Here is a 25,124-nt window from a genome sequence, read left to right as displayed (position 1 = left end):
GGCCGCTCGCCCCGAACATACACCATCGGAAGGAATGCACATGAACGACATCAGCCGCGTCACCGTCGTCGGCGGCGGATACATGGGCGGGGGGATCGCGCAGGTCTTCGCGCTCGCCGGATACCGGGTGAGGATCGCCGATGTCTCCGTCGAGGCCGCCGACAAGGCGCTTGCCCGGCTGTTGCTCGAAGCGAAGGAGTTCGAGTCCCAGGGGCTCTTCGCACCCGGCAGCGCCGAGACCATCGCCGCCAACCTCTCGGCCGGGCTCGACCTCGAGCAGGCCGTCGCGGACGCGGACTTCATCGAGGAAGCGGTCTTCGAGGTCCTCGACGTCAAGCGGGACGTCCTCGCGCGGATCTCCCGCGCCGCCGCCCCCGACGCCATCATCGGCACGAACACCTCGACCCTGCCGGTACGCGAGCTCATCGGCGCCGTCGTCGGACCCGAGCGGTTCCTGACGGTGCACTTCTCCAACCCGGCGCCCTTCATCCCCGGAGTCGAACTCGTCGCGGGTGAGGCGACCGCCCCGACGACCGTCGACGCCGTCAAGGAACTCCTGAGCGCCATCGGCCGGCACGGAGCACTGGTGGCCGACTCGCCGGGCATGGTGCTCAACCGCCTGCAGTACGCGCTGCTGCGGGAGGCGTTCCTGCTCGTCGAGGACGGCGTGGCGACGGTCGAGGACGTCGATGCCATCGTGCGCACGACGTTCGGGTTCCGCCTCGGCTTCTTCGGCCCGTTCGCCATCGCCGACCAGGCGGGACTCGACGTCTACGTCGAGGGCTTCAAGACGATCGAGGGCGCCTTCGGCGAGCGGTTCTCCACCCCGGCACTCTTGACCGAGGCCGTGGCCGCGGGCAAGCACGGGCTGAAGAACGGCCATGGCCTGCTGCGCGACTTCGACGAGTCCGACCGGGAGCGGCTCGTGGCATACCGCAATCGGGCCTACGCCCGCATGCTCGGCCTCGTCGAGGAGCTCGGCCCGGCGCCACTCGCAGCCGAGGCACCGGCGTGAGGGGATGGACGAGCGATGCATTATTCGAGTATTGACGACGTCGCCGCGGCGATCCGCGCGCGGGACCTCTCCCCGGTCGAGCTGATCGACGCGACTCTCGAGCGGATCGAGCGCCATGACCCGGTGCTGCAGGGCTACGCCCGCGTCAGCCCCCAGGTGGCCCGCGCGGCCGCCCGCGCAGCGGAGGATGAGATCCGTGCCGGTGCCTGGCGCGGCCCCCTGCACGGGGTGCCCGTCGCCGTCAAGGATCTGTACGGCACGACGGATGAGCCCACCACGTTCGGCTCGAGCCACCTGGCGCAGTACCGTCTGGCGGGGGACGCCGAGGCCGTGCAGGGTCTGCGCCGAGCGGGGGCCGTGATCGTCGGGACGCTCCGCATGTCGGAGGCGGCCCTGACCGATCACGGGGTCGGTCTGCCCGTGCCGCTCAATCCCTGGGATTCGGCCACATGGGTCGGCACCTCCTCGAGCGGGTGTGCCGCCGCGACGTCCGCTGGCCTGTGCTACGCATCCCTCGGCTCGGACACCGGCGGCTCGATCCGAGGGCCGGCCACCGCGACGGGCCTGACCGGCCTCAAGACCACGCGCGGTGCCGTGCCCGCCGGCGGCACCCTGCCGCTTTCGCGCACCCTCGACACGCTCGGCCCGTTCGCCCGCTCGGCCCGTGACTGCCGGATCGTCTTCGAGGCGATCGCGCGGGCCGGGGCCCGGCCCGGAGGCACCCGGGGTGAGGGCCGCGCGCAAGGCCGGCGGATCGGCATCGACCCGAACCTGCTCAAGACCGTCTCCGGCGAGACCCGCTCGATGATCGAACAGACCGCGGATACGTTCGCCGAACTCGGCGCCGCGGTCGTCGAGGTGGCCACTCCGGACGGGGCCCACCTGGCCGCGGACTGGGTCGCCTTCGTCGGGGCCGAGGCCGTCGCGGACCTCGCCGACCTCTATCCGCCCTCGGCCGCGGATCGGTACGGCCCAGAGATCGCCTATGTGCTGGAGCAGGGCCGGTCAACCACACCCGCCGACCTCGACCGGATCACGGCCTCGGCCGACCGGTACCGATCCGACCTGGACGCCGCCCTCGACGGACTGGACGCGCTCCTGCTCCCCACCGTGGGCACGCCCTCACCGACGGTCGCGGACGTCGATCGCATGCGGCTGAGCTATGAGGTGTGGAACCACGAGGTGATGCGGCTGACCTGCCCGATGAACTACTCCGGACATCCCAGCCTGACCCTGCCGACCGGATTCACCGGCCGGGGCACCCCCGAGGGTGCCCAGCTGGTCGGGCGCCACCACGATGAGAACCTCCTGCTGACGCTGGGGGAGGCCTTTCAGGAAGCGACGGATTTTCACCGCCGACATCCGGCTTCATATCCGTGAACCGGCCCGTGACACCCACGGGTGAGCCGACTCCCCACGAGCACGCAATGGAAAGGACGGTTATGTAGCGACGGGCCACCGGCCACTCGCAATCGAGAACCACCGCGACGAGGACGTCGCCTACCGGGCCCGTCCAACGGAGCCCAGCCACGAATCGAGACCGAGGTTCGGGGTTCCTTCGGGATCGCGCAGCCCAGCCGCGCTGCCCAACACGCATCCGGGCGACGATGCCGGCGCCTTCGACACGGCCGGGGCACGCCATGCCCCGCGCCCGTGAACCGGCCGATGCGACCGGCAATTACCGGCGATCCGACGGCGATGTCGGACGCGACCCACGTCTCACCGACGTGAGGATCACCTGAGAAGGAGAGTTCTGATGATGAGAAATAGGAAATGGGCCGCACTGACAGGTGTGACTGTGGCGTCCGTCTTGGTCCTCACGGCGTGCGGATCCGGTGGATTCGGTGCCTCCGCGAACGGCGGAGACGGTGGCGAGGCTGGAAACGACGGGGTGAGCATCGACGTCATCGCCGTGAACCTGCCGGCGCAGGAGGATCTGGTCACGCTGACCAAGGAGCACTTCACCGCCGAGACCGGCATCACGGTGAACTTCACGCTGCTGCCCGAGAACGACGTGCGGGCGAAGATCACCCAGGAGTTCTCCTCCCAGGCGGGCGTGTACGACGTCGCGAGCCTGTCGAACTACGAGATCCCCTTCTATGCCGATAACGGCTGGGTGGCCCCGATCGACGACTTCCTGGCTGCCGACGACGACTTCGACCTTCCGGACATGCTCCCGTCGATGATGGACTCGATGACCGGATCGGACGGGAAAACCTACGGGATGCCGTTCGAGGGACAGTCGTCCTTCACGATGTACCGCAAGAGCGTGTTCGAGGAGCACGGGCTGACGATGCCGGACAATCCGACGTGGGACGAGGTGGCAGACCTGGCCAAGACCCTCGATGAGGAGTCCGACATGGACGGCATCTGCCTGCGCGGACTGCCCGGCTGGGGCCAGCAGCTCGCGCCGCTGAACACGGTGATCAACACCTTCGGTGGCACGTGGTTCGATATGAACTGGGATGCCCAGCTCACCTCCGCCGAGACGGTCGAGGCGGTCGAGTTCTACGTCGACCTCATCCAGGAGCATGGCGAGCCCGGCGCTGCGCAGGCCGGTTACGCGGAGTGCCTCAACCGGTTCCTCCAGAGCGACTCCGCTATCTGGGTCGACGCGACGAACTCCGGCGGCCCGGTCGAGGCCGAGGACTCACCGATCGCCGGAGACGTCGGCTACGCCCAGTCCCCGGTGAAGGAGACCGACGCGTCCGGTTGGCTGTGGACCTGGGCCTGGGGCATCCAGGCGGCCTCCAAGAAGCAGGAGGCCGCTTGGGAGTTCGTCTCCTGGGCGAGCTCGCAGGAGTACGAGGAGCTCGTGGCCGAGACGTACGACTGGTCGCGCGTGCCCTACGGCAAGCGCCAGTCGACGTTCGACAACCCAGAGTTCCAAGAGGGAGCGCCGTTCTACGCCGCTGCCATGGAGGCTATTCTGGCCGCCGATCCGAATGATCCGGGCGTGCAGCCCCGCCCCTACAAGGGTGTGCAGTTCGTGGGAATCCCCGAGTTCATCTCGCTCGGTACCGCCGTCTCGGAGGACATTGCAGCCGCAATAGCCGGAAACACCACGGTGCAGGAGGCGCTTGAGAAGAGCCAGGCCGCGGCCCAAGAGGTCGGCGACAAGTACAAGTAGGTTTCGCTGCTGACGCACGGGTTCCGGTGGCTTCCCATCCGTGGGGAGCCACCGGGCCTGGCGGCAGCCGAGTGAATGGGAGATCCACCCGTGACTACGAACCTGCAGTCCGCACCCGAGACAACGGCTCGACCAGCGGCCCTGGTGCGGCCCGCGCCCGGCAGGTCCCGCGCTTGGGCCCGGCGGGCGCCACTCCTGCCCGCCCTCATCTTCACGATCGTGCTGACCCAGCTCCCGTTCGTCGGGACGATCATCGTTTCGTTCATGAACTGGAACAGCCTGCTGCCGAGCGAGCGGGGGTTCGCCGGCTTCGGCAATTACACCCAGGTGCTGACGAACGCCGAACTTCGCAGCACGATCAGTTTCACTGTCCAACTCACGGCGATCGTCGTCATCGCCAGCATGGTCCTTGGCTTCGCGATCGCGATGCTCGTGAATGAACGCTTCCTCGGCCGGGGCATCGTACGCACCCTGCTCGTGCTGCCGTTCCTCGTGGTGCCTGTGGCCGGCGCACTCTTCTGGAAGCACGCGATCCTCAATCCATCCTACGGGCTCATCAACGGCACGCTCACCGCGATCTGGAACCTGTTCGGCAGCGACAATCCGCCGCAGCCGGACATCCTCTCGACGGCGCCAACCCTGGGTATCGCACTCTCCCTCATCTGGCGGTGGACGCCGTTCATGATGCTTATCCTGCTCGCAGGGCTGCAGTCCCGGAAGCAGGACGTCATGGAGGCCGCGGCAGTCGATGGGGCCGGGCACTGGGCGATCTTCCGCTATATGACCCTTCCCCATATGCGCCGTTACCTCGAACTCGGAGGACTCTTCGGCAGTATCTACCTCGTGCAGGAGTTCGATGCGGTGTTCATGCTCACCGCCGGCGGGCTCGGCACGACCAACCTGCCTTACGCCGTCTACAAGACCTTCTACCTGGCGAACGACTATGGCCTGGCCTCCGCGCTCGGGGTCATGGTCGTGATCGGCACGATTGTCATCGCGCTATTCACTCTTCGCGTGCTGCTCTCCCTGTTCAAAGAGACCGCCAGATAGGCCTGAAAAGGAGTTCATGTCATGGCTACCCTGACCGTGTCCGCGCGCAGTGCGCAGCCAGGCACCCGGAAGAGGAGCGTTCCCAAACGGGTGCTGCTCGCCGCTTCGGCCTGGATCGTGGCGCTCGTGTTCGTGGCACCGATCCTGTGGATGGTGCTCACCTCCCTTCACGCAGAGACCGATGCGGCCACCAACCCGCCCTCGATCTTCGCCCCGCTCACCCTCGACGGCTTCCGCGCGTTCTTCGGCGGATCCGGTCTGAGTCCGTGGCCACCGATACTCAACTCGATGACAGCCTCGGTGCTCTCAGTGATCTTCGTGCTGCTGCTCGCCTTCCCGGCGGCGTTCGCCCTTTCGATACGGCCGGTGGAGAAGTGGCGCGACGTGATGTTCTTCTTTCTCACCACGAAGATGCTGCCGATAGTTGCCGCACTGTTGCCGCTCTACCTGTTCGCCAAGGCGATCGGCGGCCTCGACAACATCTACTTGCTCGCCGTCTTCTACACGGTAATGAATCTGCCGATCGCGGTGTGGATGTTGCAGTCCTTCCTTGCGGAGGTGCCGGTCGAACTAATGGAGGCTGCGCAACTCGATGGGGCAGGCCTGGCCACGATCCTGCGTAAGGTCATCCTTCCTGTCGCGATGCCCGGGATTGCCGCTACGGCGCTCATCTGCTTCATCTTCAGCTGGAACGACCTGCTTTTCGCCCGGGTGCTCACGGGCACGGCGGCCACCACGGCGCCGGTCTTCCTCACTGGCTTCGTCTCCAGCCAGGGCCTGTTCCTAGCGACGGTCTCTGCCGGCGCCCTCGTCGTCTCCCTGCCGGTCATCGCGGTCGGGATGGCGGCCCAGGACAAGCTCGTGCAGGGCCTGACGTTCGGAGCGGTGAAGTGATGGACTCGCTCATCGTCGTGGTCGGCTCCGATGACGCCGGATTCCAGTACAAGGAGGCGCTCAAGGCGGACCTAATGGCCCATTCCGAGGTCTCCGCGGTCATCGATGTCGGTGTCGACGCGAGCGCTCACACGCCGTATCCCGAGATTGCGATCGGGGCGGCCGAGGTGGTCGCGCGCGGCGAGGCCGACCGGGCGTTGCTCGTCTGCGGAACAGGTATGGGGATGGCGATGTCCGCCAATAAGGTGCCCGGCGTGCGAGCGAGTACCGCGCACGACAGCTTCTCCGTCGAACGCCTGGTCCTGAGCAACAACGCCCAGGTGCTCACCCTCGGTGAACGCGTCATCGGACTGGAACTGGCCCGCCGCCTCGTCGCCGAGTGGCTCACCTATCGGTTCGACGACACCTCGGCCTCGGCAGAGAAGGTCGGCGTGCTCACACGCTACGAGTCCCGCAGCGCGTGACGGGCGTCCGGTGACCTGGGCGCCGCTGACACGGTCAGGGAGGGCTGGGGGCGCCCAGGTCCGGCGGTGCCGGTGAGCTGGGTGCCGTCGGCACGGTCAAGCAGGGTCCGGGGCGCCCACAGGTGCGGCGACCAGGGCGCCGGGGCGAGCGACGCCGTCCCTAATCAGTGATCCTCTTCGAGGGCCACCACAGGCGATGCGCCAGCTCGTGGCCGAGGTCAGGTACGAGCACCGAGCGTACGAGAAGGGTGTCGATCAGTACCCCGAACGCCACGATGAACGCGATCTGGACGAGGAACAGGATCGGGATGACCGCCAGCGCCGCGAAGGTCGCCGCGAGCACGAGGCCCGCGGAGGTGATGACCCCGCCGGTGATCGCCAGCCCGCGGCCGAGCCCGGCGTGGGTGCCGTGGCGCACCGACTCCTCCCGCACCCGCGTCATGAGGAAGATGTTGTAGTCGATCCCGAGCGCCACGAGGAACACGAACCCGAACAGCGGCACGGCCGGATCGGCGCCGGGCATGTGGAACACGTGGTTGAACACGAGCGCCGCGATCCCGAGCGTGGCGGCGAAGGAGAGCGCCACGGTGCCGACTGGATCTCATCCGCACGGGCCTCGGCAGAGTCCGCAAGTTGACTCCTGGTGTGGATGCCGTCGGGTGGTCCCGCGAGCCTCATGAAGGAATAGCGCAGCCGGATGGCACGCTATTCTCACGGTTTACTCCAACAATCGTGTGAGAGTAGCCTGCGGGCGTCGGATGTCCGGTCGCCCACCGCGGGCCGCGCCGGCCGATCGGCAGAGGCGGGCTTCAAGGGGGGTCGAGTGCCTGGCCTCGGTGTCTGTCGAGTAAAATCAACGCGGCCGAGGCACCGGTCCCGCCGGGCGACACGACACGAGGAGGGTGCGGCGTTCCGTATGCCGCGATCATGGTGAAGCACCGACGAGAAGAGCGGCCGCGCGCCCTCCCGCGGCGCGAGGGACTGTCACTCAGGAGCAGGATCCTGGTCATAGTCGCCGTTGGCTTCCTGGCGCTGGGGCCGGTCGGGTTGCTGCTTTGGGGGGCCACGTGGACGGCGGATCGGCTCACCATGAAGGACATCACGTGCACTGTCACGGCCGTCGACTCCTGGCGCAACAGCGGGAGGCGCACGAGCCAGGGGCTGAGCATCTACAGCTCGAACTGCCCCACGATCGCCGCCAAGCCGCACGTGAGCAAGGAGGAGCAGGACGCCCTGGCAGCCGGCTTCGAGCTCGGTCGGGACTACACGTTCACGGTCGGTGGATTCGCCTACTTTCTGGCCGACGATCTCGGCTGGGGAGCAGTCGACCTGCTGGGCGAGCTTCCCACCGAACCCGCGAACTGACTCCGCCGCAGGGCCGAGGGTCGGCCGTAGCGCGGGGACCTGGGTGCGGTGGACACGCCCTGGCGGGCTGGACGCACCCAGGTGCGGCCCGTGTGCACGAGGCGACCGGACGCCGTCCCTAGTCCGTGATCTTCTTCGAGGGCCACCACAGGTGTCGGCCGAATTGGTGCCCGAGGGCGGGCACGAGGATCGAGCGCACGAGGAGCGTGTCGAGGAGGACCCCGAAGGCCACGATGAACGCGATCTGGACGAGGAACAGGATCGGGATCACCGAGAGCGCCGCGAACGTGGCCGCGAGCACGAGGCCCGCGGAGGTGATGACCCCGCCGGTGATCGCCAGCCCGCGGCCGATCCCGGCGTGGGTGCCGTGGCGCACCGACTCCTCCCGCACCCGGGTCATGAGGAAGATGTTGTAGTCGATCCCGAGCGCCACGAGGAACACGAACCCGAACAGCGGCACGGCCGGATCGGCGCCGGGCATGTGGAACACGTGGTTGAACACGAGCGCCGCGATCCCGAGCGTGGCGCCGAAGGAGAGCACCACGGTGCCGATGAGCATGAGCGGGGCCACCACGGAACGCAGCAGCAGCATGAGAATGCCCAGGATCACCACGAGCACGATCGGGATGATGAGCGTGCGGTCGCGGATCGAGGCGTCGTTGGAGTCCACGTCGGTGGCGCTCACGCCGCCGATCTGGGCCCGATCGCCCAGCTCGGCCCGCAGGTCGCGGACCACGTCGCCGGCGGCCGCGGAGTCTGCAGCCACCGTGAGCGTGGCCTGCAGCAGCACGTCGCCGTGCGAGACGGTCGGGTCCGGGGCGGGGGAGCCGGGAGGCCCGGCCGGTTGGACGCCGTCCGTGGTCACCGGAGCGGAACCGCTCGGCGATTCGGCGGCCGCCACCGAGACCGCCCCGATGTCGTCGTCGGTGAGCAACACCCCTGCCACCTCCTGCAGGTCGTCGGCGGAGGTGATGACGTAGACGGGGCTGCCCGAGCCGCCGGGGAAGTGCTCGGCCAGCGCCTCCTGCCCGGCACGGGCCTCGGAGGCGCCGAGCACGAGGTCGCTCTGCGGCACGCCCTCGGCCTTGAGCTGGCCCAGGCCCACGCACGCCCCGAGCAGGAGCACGACCACCGTGATCCACACCGGCCGGTGCCGCCGCTGCACGAACGCCGGGAGGCGTGCCCACACCCCCTTGGTGGGCAGATGCGCGTCGCTCTGCTCGCCCGCAGCCCCCGCGGCGAGCACGTGGGGTCGGCGCGGCCAGAACGCGGTCCGGCCGCAGGCCATGAGCAGCGCGGGCAGGAACGTGAGGGCGGCGAGCATCGCGAACACGATGCCGATCGCGGCGATCGGGCCCAGATCCCGGTTCGAGGCGAGCTCGCTCAGCAGCAGGCACAGCAGCCCGGCGATGACCGTGCTGCCGGAGGCCGTGATCGCTCCGACGGAGCCGCGCCAGGCCTCGCGCGTGGCCTCCCACCGGCCGTGGTGATCGCGCAGCGCCTCCCGGTAGCGCGAGACGTACAGCAGCGAGTAGTCCGTGGCCGCGCCGATCACGAGGATGAACAGGATGCCCTGGGTCTGGCCGCTGAGCAGCACGACGCCGGCCTTCGCGAGCCACCACACGGTCAGGAGCGCGACGCACAGCGCGAACAGGCTCGTCGACAGCACGATGAGCGGCAGCAGCGGGGACCGGTAGACGATCACGAGGATCACGAACACCGCCGCGATCGCCACGAGCAGCAGGAGCGTGTCGATGCCGCCGAACGCCTCGACCAGGTCGCCCAGGAATCCGGCCGGGCCCGTGACGTAGCTCGTCAGGTCGGCGGGAAGCGTGCTCGCCAGCTCGGAGCGCAGCGCCTCGACCGCGGCGTCGACGTCCGCATCCGCATCGAGGGGGACGAAGATCTCGACCGCGCGCCCGTCCTCGGAGGGGATCGGCGGGGAGACGGCGCCACTCACCTCGGGCAGGTCGCCCAGCCCGGTCGCCAGGTCGGCGAGCGTGTGCAGCTGCTCCTTGGTGAGCTTCTGCTCGCCCGTGATGACGACGACGGCCGGGATCGCGTCGTCGCCGAGGAACTCGGGCAGGCGGTTCTGCACCTGGGTGGCCTCGGCGCTCGTGGGCAGGTACGCGGTGGAGTCGTTCGAGGAGACCTCGCTCACCTTGCCGAAATAGGGCCCGCCGATCGCGGCGCCGACGAGCCACGCGACGATGACGAGCGCGGGGATGACCACGCGAGCCCACGCGGCGCCGCGGCGGGCCGAGGCCCGGTGCTCGGGCGGCGCGGAGGTGCCCGGCTGCCCGGGCGTGTCGGGCTCCGGCGAGCCGGACCTCCCGCGCCGGGCGGCGCCGTCCCCGCTATTCGGGTCGTTCGGCTCGTTCGGCGGCTGCAGATGAGACATCGTGACCTTCCTCGCGCGGCTCCGGCCAGGGTAGCGCCCGCCACCTCGGCCAGTGGGCAGGTTCCGGGCGACCTGGTGACCCCGATCCGGCCCGTCGGCGGAATCGGGGCCGTCCGCTCCCGAGGTTACCGAGTAACTGCTAGGGTCGACCCGATCGGTTACCGAGTAAGTGAGCCGGAGGCGAGATGTCGGTCAAGCAGGGAATCCTCGCGCTGCTGAGCGTGCAGCCCATGGGCGTGGCTCGGCTGCGCCGGGAGTTCGAGGCCCGCACGGGCGGCACCTGGCCGCTCAACATCGGGCAGGTGTACACCACGGCGCAGCGGCTCGAACGCGATGGGCTCATCACCCGGGTCGCCGCCGAACCGCCGGGCGGCGCCGATGCGGGCCCCGCTGCCGATACCGGCGCCGCCCCGGCCACAGGTGCGAATACGGGCCACGGCGCGCCCGGCGAACCGGAGGTCGAGCAGTACACGCTCACCCGGGCCGGTCGCTCGGCCGCAGCCGAGTGGTGGCACACCCCCGTGAACCGCGGCACGCCCGAGCGCGACGAACTCGTGATCAAGATCTCGCTCGCCGTCACGATGCCCGGGGTCGACGTCCGTGAGGTGGTGCAACGGCAACGCTCCGAGACCATGCGCGCACTGCGGGACCTGACGAGACTGGTCGCCCGAACCGATCCCGACAGCGACCCGGACCTGGCCTGGTCGCTCGTGCTCGACCATCACGTCTTCACCGCGGAGGCCGAACTCCGCTGGCTCGACCACATCGAATCCCGCGCCGAACGGGCCGCGAGCCGGCCACGCGTCGTCCATACGCCGGCGCCGAAGGCGACGAACACCCCCGACCGGAAGGCGACGAATCGATGACCGCCCCGGCCGAACCGATCGTGCTCACCCTGACCGACCTCGTGCGCGTGCACGGGCACGGCGCCCAGGAGGTGCGCGCCCTCGACGGCGTGAGCCTGACCGTGCGCATGGGCGAGCTCGTGGCCGTCATGGGGCCCTCGGGCTCGGGCAAGTCCACGCTGCTCAACCTCGCCGGCGGGCTCGACAGTCCCACCGCCGGCAGCGTGCGCGTGACCCGGGACGTCCTCTCCAGCCTGGACGCGAAGGGGCGGGCCGCGCTGCGGCGGCGGCGAATCGGCTACGTGTTCCAGGACTTCAACCTCATCCCCGCCCTCACCGCCGCCGAGAACGTCGCCCTGCCCCGCGAGCTCGACGGTCTGCGCGTGCGTCGGGCCCGCCGCGAGGCGCTCGACTCCCTCGCCGACGTCGGCCTGGCCGAGCTGGCCGACCGCTTCCCGGACGAGCTCTCGGGCGGGCAGCAGCAGCGGGTCGCGATCGCCCGGGCACTCGTGGGCCCGCGCCGGCTCATCCTCGCCGACGAACCGACCGGGGCGCTCGACTCCGCCACCGGGGAGGCGGTCATGCGGGTCGTCCGCGCCCGCGTCGACGCCGGCGCGGCCGGGCTGCTGGTGACCCACGAGCCGCGGTTCGCCGCCTGGGCCGATCGCACCGTGTTCCTCCGTGACGGCGTGATCGTCGACGCCACCGATGCCGACGATCCGGGGCAGCTGTTGACCGGCAGCGGACCGCGATGACGGCCCGGCTCGCGCGCTGGCGCGTGGCACTGCGGATCGCCCGCCGGGACGCGCTGCGCAGCAAGGGCCGCACCGCGCTCGTCGTGCTGCTCATGATGCTCCCGGTCGCCGCGGGCGCGTTCGTCGTGGGCGGGATCCGCACGAGCACGCCGACTACCGAGACCCGGATCTCCTGGCAGATGGGCTCGAGCGCCCAGGCCCGGCTGAGCGTGGGCTGTGGCGACGTGCGCGCGCCGATCGAGCAGGATCCGTTGGGCACCGCCGGCTGCGACAGCTCGGCCGCCGACCTCGGCGCGGTGGACCCGGGCGACCTCGCGTCGCTGCTGCCGCGTGGGGACGACGTCACCCCGGCCGGGCGGGTCGGCCTGCCCATCCGTAGTGGGCGGGCCCTCGTACGCTCGGCCGAGTTCCTCGTGCTCGACGCCGCGTCCGTGCCCGGGCTCCTCGGCGAGGTCGAGGGGAACGCCGGGCCGGGGCCCGGACAGATCGTGCTGCGGCGCCAGATCGCCGACCGGCTCGGCGTGGGAATCGGCGACCGCGTGGAACTCGACTCGGTGGAGGTCGAGGTGGTCGGCATCGGCGACTCGAGCTCACCCGTGGCCGGCCTCGTCGGCGCGTCCACGGTGGGTGGGAGCGAGCCGATCTGGTTCGTCGTCGGCGATGCGCCGGTGACGTGGGGCGACGTGCAGAACCTCAATGCCATCGGGATGGTGGTGACGAGTCGGGCCGTGTACGAGGATCCGCCGCCGCCGGAGCAGGTTCCGGCTGCTTCTTACGGCGACTCCGGTGACACGGCCCGGGTGGTCGGGGTGATCGCGGCCGTGGTCGCGCTGGGGCTGCTGGAGATCGTGTTGCTCGTGGGGCCCGCGTTCGCCGTGGGCGCCAAGCGCAACGCCCGCATGCTGGCACTGGTGGCGGCCTCGGGCGGGGCACCGGGCGATGTGCGCCGGATCGTGCTCGCCTCGGGACTCGTGGCCGGCGTGATCGCGGGCGTGGTCGGCCTGGCGGTCGGCAGCGCGGGAACGGTGGTCTGGTTCCTGACTCGGCAGGGCTCGACCTATCCGTTGCCGAACCTCGTGATCCCGGTGCTCGAGCCGGCCGGCATCGCCGCGATCGCGTTGCTGCTGGGGTTGGCCGCAGCGTGGTTCCCGGCCCGGAGCGCCGCGTCGGCCGACGTGGTGATGGCGCTCGCGGGGCGCCGCGGTGACGTACCGGCCCGTAGGCGGGTTGCCTGGACGGGGCTGAGCCTGGCGGGCGCCGGCGTGGCGATGGGGGTGGTGGCGGCAACCGTGAGCGAACCGGTGCTGCTCGCCGCCGGCGTGATCGTGATGGAGATCGGGCTCGTCATGGCCGCGGGGATGCTCGTGGAACTGGTCGGCCGGCTCGCTCCGATGATGCGCCTGCCCGCCCGGTTCGCGCTGCGTGATGCCCGTCGGCACCGCAGCCGGACGGCCCCCGCGGTGGCGGCCGTGTTGGCAGCCGTGGCCGCGGCGACCGTGGGGCTCGTGTGGATCGCGAGCGATGCCCGGGTGCAGGAGGCGATCTGGCGCCCGGTGGCCGCGGACCAGGTGGGACTGGTCAGCCTGAGCACGTGGGATCAGGACGCCGAGGGCCTGGTGGAACAGTACGACCGGGTCGAACGCGCGATCGGCGGCGTACTCCCGCAGGCCCGGATGGTCCCGGTGCGCCTGCTCGAGTCGACGACTCACACGGGACCGAACTCCTCCTGGTCGGCGGCGGCGCTGCCCGATCCGGCCACGGTGTGCCCGGAGGATCAGGAGTACTCGGAGGACGCCGCCGACGAACGGTGCCGGGTCGTGCCGTCCGCGTCGGCCGGCTTCACCTGGGGATCCGGCGCCCTCGTGGACGACGGCTCGATGGTCGGCGCGCTCGGTCTCGACGGGGCCGCGGCGGCCGCCGACGCGCTCTCGCGCGGGGAGGTGGTGGTCAACGACCCGGAGGCGATCTGGCCCGACGGACGGGTGCACATCACGGTCATGGACGACGACTACCAGCCGGCCACGGCGGAGGTGACCGCTCGTGGACACCTCGTGGAGTGGGCCTCGCAGGTATACGACCTCGTGGTGCCGCCGGCCCTCGCCGAGGATCTCGAGGGTGCGGCCCAGGTCGCCCTGGCCGATCGCGGGGAGCGGGCGGGGGATGCCGACCCGGGCGGTACCGATGCGGGCGATCCACTGTTCGGCATCCGTACCGTTGGAGCCGTGGTGACCGGTGTGGACCTCGACCAGGCCGATGTGGACTCGCTCAACCGGGACCTGTCCGATATCGATGCGAACGTGCGGCTGACCTATGAGGGGGAGATGGGCGGCAAGCGCAGCGACGCGGACCTGGCAGCCATCATCGTCGGTGCCGCCCTCGTGGTGGCGCTGCTCGCGACCGGGCTGAGCGTGGGGCTGGCCGTGACCGACTCCCGCGCCGACCTCGCCACGCTCTCGGCCGTGGGCGCGAGCCCGCGGGTTCGCCGGCGGATCACGAGCGCCCAGGCCGGGGTGGTCGCGATCGTCGGCACACTCGCGGGCGTGAGCACCGGGCTCCTGCTCGCCTTCGTGATCGGCCGATGGCAGCAGACGGACCGGTTCACCGGCTACCTCTGGGAGACGATCGTGCCGTGGCCTCATGTCGGCGCGCTGGCCATCGGGCTGCCGCTGCTCGCCGTCGCCGGCGGCTGGTTGCTGAGCCGCTCCCGCCTGCCGGTGCGGAGGCGCCTGGCGCAGTGACGTGGGTGGCCTGCGGGCTCCCGTGCAGGCCGGGCGAGCTGCGCCGGATCGGGGATCGCGGCTCTCCCGGGGTGCCGCTCGCACGGGGTCCGCGGTGGCTTCGAGATCGGATTGCGAGGGGGTGGTGCGGCGGTCGGTGCGCGTCGGTAGCGTGACAGACACGGCCTCGACCGGTGCGACCAGCGCCCGCGGGACGAATGGAGGAGGACCGATCATGTGGCTCACACTCATCATCGTCGGCATCGTGCTCGCGCTGCTCGGCGTCTTCATCGCGGCCGCGAAGTTCCTGATCTGGCTGGGCATCATCCTGCTGGTGATCTCGGTGATCATGTCGCTCGTCACGCGCGCCAGGAACCGCGCATAGCGTACGTCCGGCCCGGGTGGCGCCCGCACGGGGAGGGCGGTGCCCGGGCCGTCACATGTCTTGGGCCTGTGACGACGGGGTCGGTCCGCCTCAGCCGAGGAGGGCCGCGATGGCCGTCACGACGCCGATCGAGAGCGCCGTGGTCACGAGGATCGTCGAGCGCGCCGCGGCCGCTCCGCGTGGTGGACCGGGGTGTGTGGGTGTTGGGGAACAGTCGAGATTGCCTGCCGTAGTCAATACCGTACTAGAACTGGTACGGTATTGACGTGGAGGTGGCGCGTTGACGTATCGGCGTGATCTGTGGGAGGTCGCCGTATCCCACCACGGCGTGGTGACCGTTGCGTCCGCCGACGACGCCGGGGTGCCGCCGGTGGAGGTGCGCAAGCTCGCCTCCCGTGGTGCGCTTCGCCGCTACGGTCACGGGGTCTATGTGCATCGGGGAGCGCCCACGTCGCGACTGACGGAGCCTGCCGTGGCTGTGGCGCTTGGAGGCGCGGGGGCATTCCTTCAGCGTGAGTCCGTGTTCGACCTCCTGGGCATCGGCCAGTTCAATCCGAAGAGGATTCGGGTGGGGACGCGCCGTCGCGTCCGGCGGGCACTCCCCGAATGGATGGCGCTCGAGTCTCGTGTCGACGTGCCCGACGCGGACATCACGAGGTATGACGGCATTCCCGCGACGACAGTTCGGCGGGCACTCGAGGATCTCCGTCCTCGGATGCCGCACGAGCGCTGGCGGGCACTGCTCGACGAGGCGGAGCTACGAGGCCTGATCAGTGCCACGGAAGCACATGAATTGAAGGGAGGGTGGAATGGCAGGCGCGAGTCCGCCGCGGAATATCACGCAGCTCAATGAGCGACTGGCCGAGGTTGCGGAAGGGCTGGTGATACCGGTGGCCCGGGCTCGGGTCATGCTGTGCACGCTCGTCGTAGCGCAGATGCTCCCCGAGGCCGTTGCAGTCAAGGGAGGGATGGGCATCAAACTGAGACTTGGGGAATCGGGCACACGAGCAACGTCGGACCTCGATGTTTCTACGCGCGCTCGCGGGGAGGAATTCGCGCAGGCGTTTCGAATGCGACTCTCGGAGGGCTGGGGGAGGGTTCCGCCGTCGAAGCGTGAGGCTCGACGGAATCCCGGGGCGATGAGCCGGATCGCCTTCACAGCGACAGTGAGGGCGCGGCGGATCCACGATCCGGGACTCGCCCGGCCGGAATACGTCATGCACCCGTACCGGGTGTCGATCGCGTTTCTGGACGTCCCGTGGGGTGGGCTCGACGTCGAGGTCTCCGATCCCGAGATCGATCCGTACGCCTACAGTCGACGAGAGGTCGACCGCGACCTCACACAGTTCGGTGCGCATTTCGGATTCGGTGAGTTTCGGCCCGTCGCGGTGGTCGATCTCGAATACCAGATTGCGCAGAAGCTTCACGCCGTGACCGATCCCGCGTACATGCGCGCACACGACCTGGTCGATCTGCAGCTACTCTGGCAGGCGAAGCCGGATTTGCCGAGTCTCCACAGTCTCTGTGTGCGGACGTTTGCGTGGCGAGATCAGCAGCCGTGGCCGCCGCTTCCGTTGCGTCCGATGGATGGCTGGGCGTTGGGCTATGCCGACGCACGCGAAGAGACTCGAGTGGCCGGGCGCACTTCGATCCTGCCCGACGTCGCGGAAGCACGGCTGTGGCTCGCCGAGATCATCGACGTCATCGGAACAACCGGGATCGACGACTGACGGCTATCGGCGCCCTCAGCCGAGGAAGGCCGCGATGGCCGTCACGACGCCGATCGAGAGCGCCGTGGTCACGAGGATCGTCGAACGCGCGAGCGCGACCCCGGTGGAGTACCGGAGCGCGTACACGTAGACGTTCTGCGCCGTCGGGAGCGCCGCGAGCACGGTAAGGGCGAACAGGTCGGGCGCCTCGAGGTGCAGCACGAAGCGACCCAGACAGTAGGCGAACGCGGGATGCACGACTGCCTTGAGCGTCGTCCCCAATCCCATCTCGGCGGAGGGACGCACGCCGCGAAGCCCGCCCGAGCCCCACAGCGAGATGCCGTAGGTGAGCAGCGCGAGCGGCACGGCGGCCCCGGCCAGGAGCGAGATCGGATCGTGGATGACGGCGGGCAGGCGCCAGCCGGTCGCCCCGAGCGCGAGGCCCGCGGCGGAGGCGAGGATGATCGGATTGAGCAGCGGGCGCAGCCAGGAGCGCGGGGTGAGCGTGGCGGCCGTGGTCAGATCGAGGATCGTGAGCGAGATCGGCGCGAGCACGAGCAGCTGGGTGAACAGCACCGGGGCCACGTAGGAGGCGTCGCCGAGCACGTATGCCGCGATCGGGATGCCGAGGTTGCCGGCGTTGACGTAGGACGACGACAGTGCCCCGATGATGAGGTCGCCGAGCGGCTGCCTGCGGCGGAGGCGGGCGAGGAGCAGGTAGACCAGCGCCATCGCCAGGCTGCTCACCAGGATCCCCACGAGCAGCGGGGAGAACACCCGGGCGGGGTCGGCGTCCATGAGCGTGAGGAACAGCAGCGCGGGCATCGCGATGCTGAAGGAGATCCGGGCGAGGAGTCGGTCGCCGTCGCCGGGCACGATCCCGCGCCGGGCCGCGAGGTAGCCGACGGCGATGACCGCCACGATCGTGGCGAATCCCGTGACGACGCCATTCATGTGGCGGCGGGGATGGAGGTCGGGTGCACGGGCGGGTTCCGGGTGGGGAGCGGGTCGCTCGATCATCCCAGAGTCGGCGGGCGGCGGGCTCTCCTCGCGACCGGGGTCGACCCCGGCTTCCGGTCGCCGACCAGGGTCGAATCCGGCTTCGAGCCAGCGACCAGGGCCAAACCCGGCATCTGGTCGCCGACCAGGGTGGTTTCCGGGGAATCCGGCTCCGGAACCGGGGTTTCGCCCTGGTCGGCTGGGGGGTCGCCGGTAGGCCACCCGGATGCGCCGCCCGTGGCCGGGGCAGAACCCGGCATCCGGCCGTTGACCAGGGGCAGATCCGGCGTCTGGTCGTCGACCAGGATCCAACCGAGGTTTCGGCCGTCGACCAGGGCCAAACCCGGCGTCTGGTCGTCGACCAGGGTCGTTTCCGGGGAATCCGGCTCCGGAACCGGGGTTTCGCCCTGCTCGGCCGGAGGGGTGTCGGTCGGCCACCCGGATGCGCCGCCCGTGGCTGGGGCAGAACCCGGCATCCGGCCGTTGACCAGGGGCAGATCCGGCGTCTGGTCGTCGACCAGGGTCCAACCGAGCTTCCGGCCGGCGACCAGGGCCAAACCCGGCTTCTGGTCGTCGACCAGGGTGGTTTCCGGGGAATCCGGCTCTGGAACCGGGGTTTCGCCCTGCTCGGCCGGAGGGTTGTCGGTCGGCCATCCGGAGGCGTCGACCGTGGCCGGGCCAGACCCGGCTTCCGGCCGGCGACCAGGGCCAAACCCGGCTTCCGGCCGGCGACCAGGGTCGTTTCCGGGGAATCGGGCTCCGGAACCGGGGTTTCGCCCTGCTCGGCCGGAGGGTCGCCGGTCGGCCACCCGGATGCGCCGCCCGTGGCCGGGTCAGAACCCGGCATCCAGCCGGCGACCAGGGCCAAACCCGGCTTCCGGTCGCCGACCAGGGTGGTTTCCGGGGAATCCGGCTCTGGAACCGGGGTTTCGCCCTGCTCGGCTGGGTGGCGCCGGGCCGAGACACAACGGTGCGGTCGCGATCCGGATCGCGACCGCACCGTTGTACCGGAGGCAGTGCCGAACGGAGTGGCTCAGCCCACCAGGTGGCGCAGCGCGAGCTGGTGCAGGCGCACGAGGCCGTAGTCCCGCTCGGCCGCGGCGTCGACGTCGAAGGTCTCCCGCGTGGTCGGGTCGGCGAGGAACTGCTCGAAGGTCTCCCCGGCGCCGAGCGTGGACTCGCCCAGCTCGAACACGCCCGCGTGGGCGAGGGCCTCCTGCACCTCGGGGTCGGCCCGGTACTGCTTCGACTTCGCCGCGAGCATCGAGTACATCTCCATGTTCGCCTTGGCCGATTCCCACACGCCCTCGGAGCCCTCGGTGCGGGAGGGCTTGTAGTCGAAGTGGCGGGTGCCCTCGAACGCGGGCCCGCCGCCGGGGGAGCCGTTCTCGAGCAGGTCCACCGTGAAGAACGCCGAGAGCAGGTTGCCGTGGCCGAACACGAGGTCCTGGTCGAACTTCGGCCCGTTCTGGCCGTTCAGGTCGATGTGGAACAGCTTGCCGGCGTACAGCGCGAGCGCGAGCCCGTGCGTGTAGTTGAGGTTCGACATCTGCTCGTGCCCGGTCTCGGGGTTGAGGCCCACGATGTCCTGGTGGTCGAGGGTGGCGATGAGCCCGAGTGCGTGCCCGATCGTGGGCAGGAAGATGTCGCCGCGGGGCTCGTTCGGCTTCGGCTCGATCGCGATCCGCAGCGAGTAGCCGCGCTCCTTGATGTACGCCGCGACCGTGTCGATCCCCTCGGCGTAGCGGGCGTGGGCGGCGTGCAGGTCCTTCGAGTTGTCGTACTCGGTGCCCTCGCGCCCGCCCCACATGACGAACGTCTTCGCGCCGAGCTCGGCCGCCAGGTCGACGTTGCGCAGCACCTTGCGCAGCCCGAAGCGTCGTACGCCGCGGTTGTTCGAGGTGAACGCGCCGTCCTTGAACATCGGGTGGGTGAACGTGTTCGTGGTGACCATCTCGATCGAGAGCCCGGTCTCCTCGGCGGCCCTGCGCACCGAGTCGATCCGCGCCCGGCGGTCGGCGTCGTCCGCGTCGAACGGGAACACGTCGTTGTCGTGGAAGGTGAACCCGTACGCCCCGATCTCGGCGAGCTTGCGCACCGAGTCGGCCGGGTCGAGCGGGGGCCGGGTCGCCTCGCCGAACGGGTCGACGGCCTGCCAGCCGACCGTCCAGAGGCCGAAGGAGTACTTGATGTCGTCGGTCATGGGTGAAGCTCCTCGTCGAGTCGGACAACGCGATTAGTTGTACGGATTAACATACTCATGCGGCGCTGCTAGGGTCAAGGCGTGACTACGACCACCGCCGCCGGGCAGCACAGCCTGCGTGAACTCAACCTCGCCGCGGTGGTCGATGTGATTTATGACGACGCAGCCCCGCCCTCGCGTGCGGGCGTCGCCGCCCGCACGGGGTTGACGAGGGCGACGGTCTCCACCCTCGTGGATCGGCTCATCTCCGCCCGCATCGTGCGCGAGCTCCCGTTGCCCGCGGCCCGCGGGGTGGGCCGGCCGGGGGTTCCCCTGGCCCCTGCGCCCCGATCGCTCGTGGGCCTGGGCCTCGAGGTGAACCTCGGCTACGTCGGGGCGCGGATACTCGACCTCACCGGCGAGGTCGTGGCGCAGGAGATCCTCAGCGGCGACTTCGCCGGCTCCGAGCCCGGCCAGGTGCTCGGGCAGCTCGGGCACCTGGCGCGCGAGCTCGTCCGCGGGGTCGAGGCCGGCGGAATGACCGTGGCGGGCGCCCGGCTCGCGCTGCCCGGACTCGTGCGCGCGAGCGCCGGGCGGCTCGAGATCGCCCCGAACCTGGGCTGGCGCGACCTCGACCCGCTCGCACCGCTCGGCCTGTCCAGCATGGACGTGGGGGTGCGCAACGAGGCCAAGCTCGCCGGCCTCGCCCAGACCCCGATGCGGGCCGCGGCGCGCACCCGGGGCGAGGTCGAGCTCCCCGGATCGTTCGTCTACGTCTCCGGCGGGGTCGGGATCGGCTCGGCGATCCTGTTCGACCGCGAGCTGTTCGAGGGCCGGCACGGGTGGAGCGGCGAGATCGGCCACGTGGTCGTGCACCGGAGCGGGCCGGTGTGCCGGTGCGGCAACCACGGCTGCCTCGAGCAGTACGCGGGCCAGGGGGCGATCCTCGCCGCTGCCGGACTCGCACCCGCTGCCGGAATCGAAGCCGCCGCCGGACTCGCACCCGCTGCCGGACTCGCACCCGCTGCCGGACTCGCACCCGCTGCCGGACTCGCACCCAGTGCCGGACTCGCACCCGGTTCCGGACTCGCACCCGGTGCCGGACTCGCACCCGGTGCCGGACTCGCACCCGCCGCCGGACTCGACGACCTCACCGCGGCCCTGCGGTCCGCGGGGGAGCAGGGGGCGCGGGCCAGGTCCGCCGTGGCCACGGCCGCCGATGCGCTCGGGCGGGCCCTGGCCGACTACGTCAACATCGTCGACGTCGAGGCCGTCGTGCTCGGCGGGATCTACGCCCCGCTGTTCGAGCAGCTGCGGCCCGCCATCCGGGAATGGCTCGACCGCGGGGTCCTCTACGCCCCGCACGAACCGGTCGACCTGCTCATCGCCCCGGTCCGAGACTTCGCCGCGCTCACCGGCGGGGCCCGCGAGGTGCTGCGGGGAGTGCTCGCAGACCCGAGCCCCTGGGTCAACGGCGCCGCCTAGTCGGCTCGGCCCGCCGAGGATCCGCCGGCCCCACGGCAGTGCGGTGGCCGGCGAGCCCTCGGCGAGCGCGGCGATCGGCCGCCCCTGGGAGAGGCGAGCCCCTGAGTCCCTGGGAGAGGCGAGCCCCTGAGTCCCTGGGAGAGGCGAGCCCCTGGGAGAGGCGAGCGGGCGCCGTCCATACGCCGGGGCGGATACGCCGGGGCGGATACGCCGGCACGGATACGCAGGGCCGGATACGCCGGGATGGGCGGGTCGTGCGGACCGGACGGGCCGGCACGACCCGCGTGGACGGGCCTCAGCCGGCGCGGCCGCCGACGAGGTCGAGCAACAGGTCGCGCACCTCGACGGCCCGCACCTGGGTGCGCGGCGCGGCCGGGTCCGAGCACAGCAGCACCGGCCCGTCGAGCGGGTCGGCCGGGAGCCTGCCGTGGCTGCCGCGCAGCGGCGCGGGATCGAGGGGGACGACGTCCATCATGTAACGCATCCCGAGCTTCTTCCGCGCGAGGGCCGCACCCGCCCGGAGCTTGACCCAGCGATCCTGCGGATCCATGAACAGCTCGACCGGGTCGTAGCCGGGCTTCTTGTGGATCTCCACGAGCCGGGCGAAGTCGGGGGCGTTCGCGTCGTCGAGCCAGTAATAATAGGTGAACCACGAATCCGGCTCGGCCACGAGCACGAGCTCGCCCGAACGGGGATGGTCGAGCCCCTGCTCCCGCTTGCCCTCGGCGTCGAGCACCTGCCCGACCCCGGGAACGTCGGCGAGGAGGTCGCGCACCCGGGGGATGTCGTCCTCGTCGCGCACGTAGACGTGGGCGACCTGATGATCGGCGACCGCGAAGGCCGGTGAGGTCCAGGTGTCGAGGATCTCGCCCGTCTCGTTGTGGTGCACGTGCAGCAGTCCGGCCCGGCGCAGCACCCGGTTGACGTCGACCGCGCGGGAGACGTCGGTGATCCCGTATTCGCTCAGCACCACGACCCGGGCGCCGAGCCGGTCGGCGTCGTCGAGCAGCGGGGCGAGCGCCCGGTCGACCTCGCGCGCGGCCCGGATCGCCTCCGGTCCGGAGGGCCCGAAGCGCTGCAGGTCGTAGTCGAGGTGGGGCACGTAGGACAGGGTGAGGTCGTGCTCGGGCATGAGCATGCGGGTCGCGCCGATGATCCACTCCGAGCTGGCGATCGAGGCGCCCGGGCCCCAGAACGTGAACAGCGGGAACGGGCCGAGTTCGGCCACGAGCCGGTCGTGGACCGAGGGGGGCCAGGTCCAGCAGTCGGGTTCCTTGCGCCCGTCCGCGTAGTAGGCCGGTCGGGGCGTGACGGTCGTGTCGACGGTCGCGCCCATGGCGTACCACCAGCAGATATTCGCCACGGTCAGGTCCGGACGGGTCGCCTGGGCGGTCTCCCACAGCTTCTCGCCCTCGACGAGGCCGTTGTGCTGGCGCCACAGGAGCACATCGCCCAGGTCGCGGAACAGCCAGCCGTTGCCCACGATGCCGTGGTCGGTGGGCAGCAGCCCGGTGAGGAACGTCGACTGGGCGGAGCACGTGACCGCCGGCAGCACGGTCTCGAGGGTGGCCTGGTAGCCGCGGTCGGCGACCCGGCGCAGTCGGGGCATGTGCTCGAGCAGGCGGGGGGTCAGCCCCACGACGTCGAGCACCAGCAGCTTGGTCATGCGTTCTCCAGTCCGAGGTCGTGGGCGTGGCTGCGGGCCTGGGCGAGCTCGGCGGCGATGCCGGCCACGAGGCCCGCGTCGTCGGTCGGGCGCTGCCCCTCGGGCAGCACGGTCCAGGTATAGGTCTCCACCTCGAGGTGGTCGGTCAGGGGCCGGTCGCCGCCGACGAGTGCACGCATGGTCTCGACGAGTTCGGCGCCGGTTCCTGCCAGCGGCGCGCTCGGGGCGGCGTGCAGCGGCAGGTGGAAGTGGATCCGCCAGGGTTCGCTCGCCGGCAGGGCGTCGCCGGCGAGCGCGTCCGGCAGGTCGTCGCGGTGCAGCAGGCCCCCGCCCGGGGCCGGCTCGCGCACCTGGTGCAGGAAGCGCTCCTCCACGAACTCCTCGAGCAGCTCCCGGGTCGCGGCCGCGGCCGGGTCGGCCACGTGCAGCGCCGCGGACAGCTGGGCCTTGACCACGGGCAGCCCGGCCGAGGCCAGGGCCGCGACCGCCGTCCCGGCGTCCTCGAACGCGGTGGCGAGGTGGCAGGCGTCGACGCACACCCCCAGATGGGTGGTGTCGACCCCGGCGAGTTCGGCGATCGCCTCCTCCGTCGTCTCGATCACGCAGCCCGGCTCCGGCTCGAAGCCGACGCGGATGTGCCGGCCGGTGCGCTCGCGCAGCCGCTCCAGGCCGACGGCGAGGGCGTCCAGATTGGCCCGGGCGAGGCCGCGGGCGTCGTCGGACCAGGGCGTGTGCCAGGCGAGCGGGAGCGTGGAGATGCTCCCGCGGGCCGCATCGCCGGGCAGCAGCCCGGCGAGCACGGTGGCCGCGTCGAGGGTGAAGGCGAGCCGCTCCGGCTCGGTCCAGTCCGGCCGGTACACGCGGTGCTTGACCACCCGGTCGTGGAATCCGCCGTAGGGGAACGCGTTCAGGGTGACGACCTCGAGGCCCTGCTCGTCGAGCACGGCCCGGAGCGCGTCGAGCTTGCGGGCGTCGGCGGCGAGGAGGGCGGCGGTGGCGGCGGGCAGCCACAGCCCCACGCCGAGCCGGTCCACGCCGAGGCGCTCGCGCACCGGCCCGGCGAAGCGCCGCAGCTGGGCGTGGATCCCCTCCGGATCCTCGGCGGGGTGGACGTTGCTGCAGTAGGCCAGGTGGATGAGGGAGCCGTCCGGGTGTCGAAGGCGCATCCGGTCAGTCCTCGTCGCTCTTGCGCTCGCCGCGCAGGATCGAGTTGCCCTCGAACGCGGCCGCGGGCTCCTCGACGCGGTCGAGCATGAGCCGCCCGCTCTGGGCGAAGAACTCCACGGGGTTGCGCCAGAGCAGCCGGTCCACGTCGTCCTCGCTGAAGCCGCCCGCGAGCATCGCCCGACCGGTCTTGAGGGGCTTGAGCACGTCGGCGCGGCCCCAGTCGGCCGCCGAGTTGATCATCACCTTCTCGAGGCCGTGCTCGCGCAGGATCGCGACCATCCGATCCTCGTCCATCTTCGTGTCGGGGTAGATGGAGAACGCGAGCCAGCAGCCGGCGTCGGCGACCATGTCCACGGTCGTCTCGTTCAGGTGGTCGACCACGACCATGCCGGGGTCGATCCCCGACTCCTCGACCAGGTCGAGGGTGCGCCGGGTGCCCACGGCCTTGTCGCGGTGCGGGGTGTGCACCATCGCGGGCAGGCCGTGCTCGATCGCGAGCTCGAGCTGGCGGGCGAAGGCGAACTCCTCGGCCGTCGTCATCGAGTCGAACCCGACCTCCCCGACGGCGACCACGCCGTCCTTGGCCAGGTAGCGGGGGAGGAGATCGAGCACGCCGACGCAGCGGGGGTCGTTCGCCTCCTTCGGGTTGAGCGCGATGGTCGCGTGGTGGGCGATGCCGAACTGCGAGGCCCGGAACCGCTCCCAGCCCAGGAGCGAGTCGAAATAGTCCACGAAGGACTCGACGCTCGTGCGCGGCTGCCCGAGCCAGAACGCCGGTTCCACCAGGCCCCGGACCCCGGCGGCGTGGAGGGTCTCGTAGTCGTCGGTCGTGCGGGCGGACATGTGGATGTGCGGGTCGAAGATGCGCATGGGTGCTGCTCCTGGTTCAGGCTGG

At 70.7% G+C, this 25,124-nt stretch carries 21 protein-coding genes and 1 pseudogene; 14 read left to right on the top strand and 8 right to left on the bottom strand.

Features of this window, described 5'->3' with window-relative positions:
• Positions 1 to 34: 34 nt before the first annotated feature.
• The 6 genes from GCE65_RS11500 (at position 35) to GCE65_RS11475 (ending at position 6,553) form a co-directional block, all read left to right on the top strand.
• The gene (locus GCE65_RS11500) at positions 35 to 1,015 is read left to right on the top strand and encodes a 3-hydroxyacyl-CoA dehydrogenase family protein (protein WP_228759919.1); all 981 of its coding nucleotides are present in this window, start codon (positions 35 to 37) and stop codon (positions 1,013 to 1,015) included.
• Between the two features lie 15 nt (positions 1,016 to 1,030).
• Entirely contained in the window at positions 1,031 to 2,395 is a 1,365-nt protein-coding gene (locus tag GCE65_RS11495; RefSeq protein WP_153878491.1) for an amidase, read from the top strand.
• A gap of 511 nt (positions 2,396 to 2,906) precedes the next feature.
• On the top strand, positions 2,907 to 4,145 hold the full coding sequence (locus tag GCE65_RS11490; RefSeq protein WP_228759918.1) for a sugar ABC transporter substrate-binding protein: 1,239 nt from the start codon (positions 2,907 to 2,909) through the stop codon (positions 4,143 to 4,145).
• Positions 4,146 to 4,235: 90 nt separating this feature from the next.
• A complete protein-coding gene (locus GCE65_RS11485; protein WP_228759917.1) occupies positions 4,236 to 5,195 on the top strand; it encodes a carbohydrate ABC transporter permease in 960 nt (319 codons plus the stop codon).
• 21 nt (positions 5,196 to 5,216) lie between these two features.
• The gene (locus tag GCE65_RS11480) at positions 5,217 to 6,089 is read left to right on the top strand and encodes a carbohydrate ABC transporter permease (protein WP_153878488.1); all 873 of its coding nucleotides are present in this window, start codon (positions 5,217 to 5,219) and stop codon (positions 6,087 to 6,089) included.
• Complete coding sequence (locus GCE65_RS11475; RefSeq protein WP_194928687.1) at positions 6,089 to 6,553, top strand: ribose-5-phosphate isomerase; 465 nt, start codon at positions 6,089 to 6,091, stop codon at positions 6,551 to 6,553. The genes GCE65_RS11480 and GCE65_RS11475 overlap by 1 nt, the downstream gene beginning before the upstream one ends.
• Before the next feature lie 160 nt (positions 6,554 to 6,713).
• Here GCE65_RS11475 and GCE65_RS11470 read toward each other — a convergent pair.
• A pseudogene (locus GCE65_RS11470) lies at positions 6,714 to 7,148 on the bottom strand (MMPL family transporter); the annotation flags it as partial.
• Between the two features lie 494 nt (positions 7,149 to 7,642).
• Here GCE65_RS11470 and GCE65_RS11465 point away from each other — a divergent pair.
• A complete protein-coding gene (locus GCE65_RS11465) occupies positions 7,643 to 7,918 on the top strand; it encodes a hypothetical protein (protein WP_152909907.1) in 276 nt (91 codons plus the stop codon).
• A gap of 118 nt (positions 7,919 to 8,036) precedes the next feature.
• On the opposite strand, the gene GCE65_RS11460 is transcribed toward GCE65_RS11465, so the two are convergent.
• On the bottom strand, positions 8,037 to 10,319 hold the full coding sequence (locus GCE65_RS11460; RefSeq protein ID WP_153878486.1) for an efflux RND transporter permease subunit: 2,283 nt from the start codon (positions 10,317 to 10,319) through the stop codon (positions 8,037 to 8,039).
• A 185-nt stretch (positions 10,320 to 10,504) separates the two neighbouring features.
• On the opposite strand from GCE65_RS11460, the gene GCE65_RS11455 reads away from it, so the two are divergent.
• From GCE65_RS11455 to GCE65_RS11435, 6 genes are all read left to right on the top strand, one after another.
• Positions 10,505 to 11,185, top strand: coding sequence for a PadR family transcriptional regulator (locus tag GCE65_RS11455; protein ID WP_153878485.1), 681 nt, complete (start codon positions 10,505 to 10,507; stop codon positions 11,183 to 11,185).
• Positions 11,182 to 11,919, top strand: coding sequence for an ABC transporter ATP-binding protein (locus GCE65_RS11450; protein ID WP_153878484.1), 738 nt, complete (start codon positions 11,182 to 11,184; stop codon positions 11,917 to 11,919). The genes GCE65_RS11455 and GCE65_RS11450 overlap by 4 nt, the downstream gene beginning before the upstream one ends.
• Positions 11,916 to 14,657, top strand: coding sequence for an ABC transporter permease (locus tag GCE65_RS11445; protein WP_153878483.1), 2,742 nt, complete (start codon positions 11,916 to 11,918; stop codon positions 14,655 to 14,657). Before GCE65_RS11450 ends, GCE65_RS11445 begins: the two co-directional genes overlap by 4 nt.
• 214 nt (positions 14,658 to 14,871) lie before the next feature.
• Positions 14,872 to 15,021 carry a hypothetical protein gene (locus GCE65_RS16305; RefSeq protein WP_194165067.1) on the top strand — a complete coding sequence of 50 codons (150 nt, stop codon included), beginning with the start codon at positions 14,872 to 14,874 and terminating at the stop codon, positions 15,019 to 15,021.
• 280 nt (positions 15,022 to 15,301) lie between these two features.
• Complete coding sequence (locus tag GCE65_RS11440) at positions 15,302 to 15,874, top strand: type IV toxin-antitoxin system AbiEi family antitoxin domain-containing protein (protein WP_152909902.1); 573 nt, start codon at positions 15,302 to 15,304, stop codon at positions 15,872 to 15,874.
• Positions 15,831 to 16,751, top strand: coding sequence for a nucleotidyl transferase AbiEii/AbiGii toxin family protein (locus GCE65_RS11435; protein WP_228759916.1), 921 nt, complete (start codon positions 15,831 to 15,833; stop codon positions 16,749 to 16,751). Before GCE65_RS11440 ends, GCE65_RS11435 begins: the two co-directional genes overlap by 44 nt.
• 15 nt (positions 16,752 to 16,766) lie before the next feature.
• Here the strand turns inward: GCE65_RS11435 and GCE65_RS16300 are convergent, their stop codons facing one another.
• The 3 genes from GCE65_RS16300 to xylA all read right to left on the bottom strand — a co-directional run bounded on the left by GCE65_RS16300 (position 16,767) and on the right by xylA (position 19,932).
• On the bottom strand, positions 16,767 to 17,684 hold the full coding sequence (locus tag GCE65_RS16300; RefSeq protein WP_194165146.1) for an AEC family transporter: 918 nt from the start codon (positions 17,682 to 17,684) through the stop codon (positions 16,767 to 16,769).
• Positions 17,685 to 17,746: 62 nt separating this feature from the next.
• Entirely contained in the window at positions 17,747 to 18,286 is a 540-nt protein-coding gene (locus tag GCE65_RS16295; RefSeq protein ID WP_194928686.1) for a hypothetical protein, read from the bottom strand.
• 476 nt (positions 18,287 to 18,762) lie between these two features.
• Entirely contained in the window at positions 18,763 to 19,932 is a 1,170-nt protein-coding gene (xylA, locus tag GCE65_RS11425) for a xylose isomerase (protein WP_153878481.1), read from the bottom strand.
• Between the two features lie 81 nt (positions 19,933 to 20,013).
• On the opposite strand from xylA, the gene GCE65_RS11420 reads away from it, so the two are divergent.
• A complete protein-coding gene (locus tag GCE65_RS11420; RefSeq protein ID WP_153878480.1) occupies positions 20,014 to 21,396 on the top strand; it encodes an ROK family protein in 1,383 nt (460 codons plus the stop codon).
• 295 nt (positions 21,397 to 21,691) lie between these two features.
• On the opposite strand, the gene GCE65_RS11415 is transcribed toward GCE65_RS11420, so the two are convergent.
• From GCE65_RS11415 to GCE65_RS11405, 3 genes are read right to left on the bottom strand one after another with little or no spacing between them, the layout of a single operon-like run.
• A complete protein-coding gene (locus GCE65_RS11415; protein WP_153878479.1) occupies positions 21,692 to 23,062 on the bottom strand; it encodes an alkaline phosphatase family protein in 1,371 nt (456 codons plus the stop codon).
• Entirely contained in the window at positions 23,059 to 24,228 is a 1,170-nt protein-coding gene (eboE, locus tag GCE65_RS11410; RefSeq protein WP_153878478.1) for a metabolite traffic protein EboE, read from the bottom strand. The genes GCE65_RS11415 and eboE overlap by 4 nt, the downstream gene beginning before the upstream one ends.
• A 4-nt stretch (positions 24,229 to 24,232) precedes the next feature.
• Positions 24,233 to 25,099: a TatD family hydrolase gene (locus GCE65_RS11405; protein WP_152910647.1), complete on the bottom strand. Its 867-nt coding sequence runs from the start codon at positions 25,097 to 25,099 to the stop codon at positions 24,233 to 24,235.
• Positions 25,100 to 25,124: the final 25 nt, after the last annotated feature.

Source organism: Pseudactinotalea sp. HY158 (genome assembly GCF_009660225.1).
Classification (GTDB): Bacteria; Actinomycetota; Actinomycetes; order Actinomycetales; family Beutenbergiaceae; genus HY158.
Note: the sequence above shows the minus strand (reverse complement) of the source record. Positions and strands in the feature narration are given on the sequence as shown.

Bases quoted from the DNA above. Each gene is read 5' to 3' on its own strand.
- GCE65_RS11500 (WP_228759919.1), top strand. From the start codon at position 35: ATGCACATGAACGACATCAGCCGCGTCACCGTCGTCGGCGGCGGATAC.
- GCE65_RS11495 (WP_153878491.1), top strand. From the start codon at position 1,031: ATGCATTATTCGAGTATTGACGACGTCGCCGCGGCGATCCGCGCGCGG.
- GCE65_RS11480 (WP_153878488.1), top strand. From the start codon at position 5,217: ATGGCTACCCTGACCGTGTCCGCGCGCAGTGCGCAGCCAGGCACCCGG.
- GCE65_RS11475 (WP_194928687.1), top strand. From the start codon at position 6,089: ATGGACTCGCTCATCGTCGTGGTCGGCTCCGATGACGCCGGATTCCAG.
- GCE65_RS11465 (WP_152909907.1), top strand. From the start codon at position 7,643: ATGAAGGACATCACGTGCACTGTCACGGCCGTCGACTCCTGGCGCAAC.
- GCE65_RS11460 (WP_153878486.1), bottom strand. From the start codon at position 10,319: ATGTCTCATCTGCAGCCGCCGAACGAGCCGAACGACCCGAATAGCGGG.
- GCE65_RS11455 (WP_153878485.1), top strand. From the start codon at position 10,505: ATGTCGGTCAAGCAGGGAATCCTCGCGCTGCTGAGCGTGCAGCCCATG.
- GCE65_RS11450 (WP_153878484.1), top strand. From the start codon at position 11,182: ATGACCGCCCCGGCCGAACCGATCGTGCTCACCCTGACCGACCTCGTG.
- GCE65_RS11445 (WP_153878483.1), top strand. From the start codon at position 11,916: ATGACGGCCCGGCTCGCGCGCTGGCGCGTGGCACTGCGGATCGCCCGC.
- GCE65_RS16305 (WP_194165067.1), top strand. From the start codon at position 14,872: ATGTGGCTCACACTCATCATCGTCGGCATCGTGCTCGCGCTGCTCGGC.
- GCE65_RS11435 (WP_228759916.1), top strand. From the start codon at position 15,831: ATGGCAGGCGCGAGTCCGCCGCGGAATATCACGCAGCTCAATGAGCGA.
- GCE65_RS16300 (WP_194165146.1), bottom strand. From the start codon at position 17,684: ATGAATGGCGTCGTCACGGGATTCGCCACGATCGTGGCGGTCATCGCC.
- xylA (WP_153878481.1), bottom strand. From the start codon at position 19,932: ATGACCGACGACATCAAGTACTCCTTCGGCCTCTGGACGGTCGGCTGG.
- GCE65_RS11415 (WP_153878479.1), bottom strand. From the start codon at position 23,062: ATGACCAAGCTGCTGGTGCTCGACGTCGTGGGGCTGACCCCCCGCCTG.
- eboE (WP_153878478.1), bottom strand. From the start codon at position 24,228: ATGCGCCTTCGACACCCGGACGGCTCCCTCATCCACCTGGCCTACTGC.
- GCE65_RS11405 (WP_152910647.1), bottom strand. From the start codon at position 25,099: ATGCGCATCTTCGACCCGCACATCCACATGTCCGCCCGCACGACCGAC.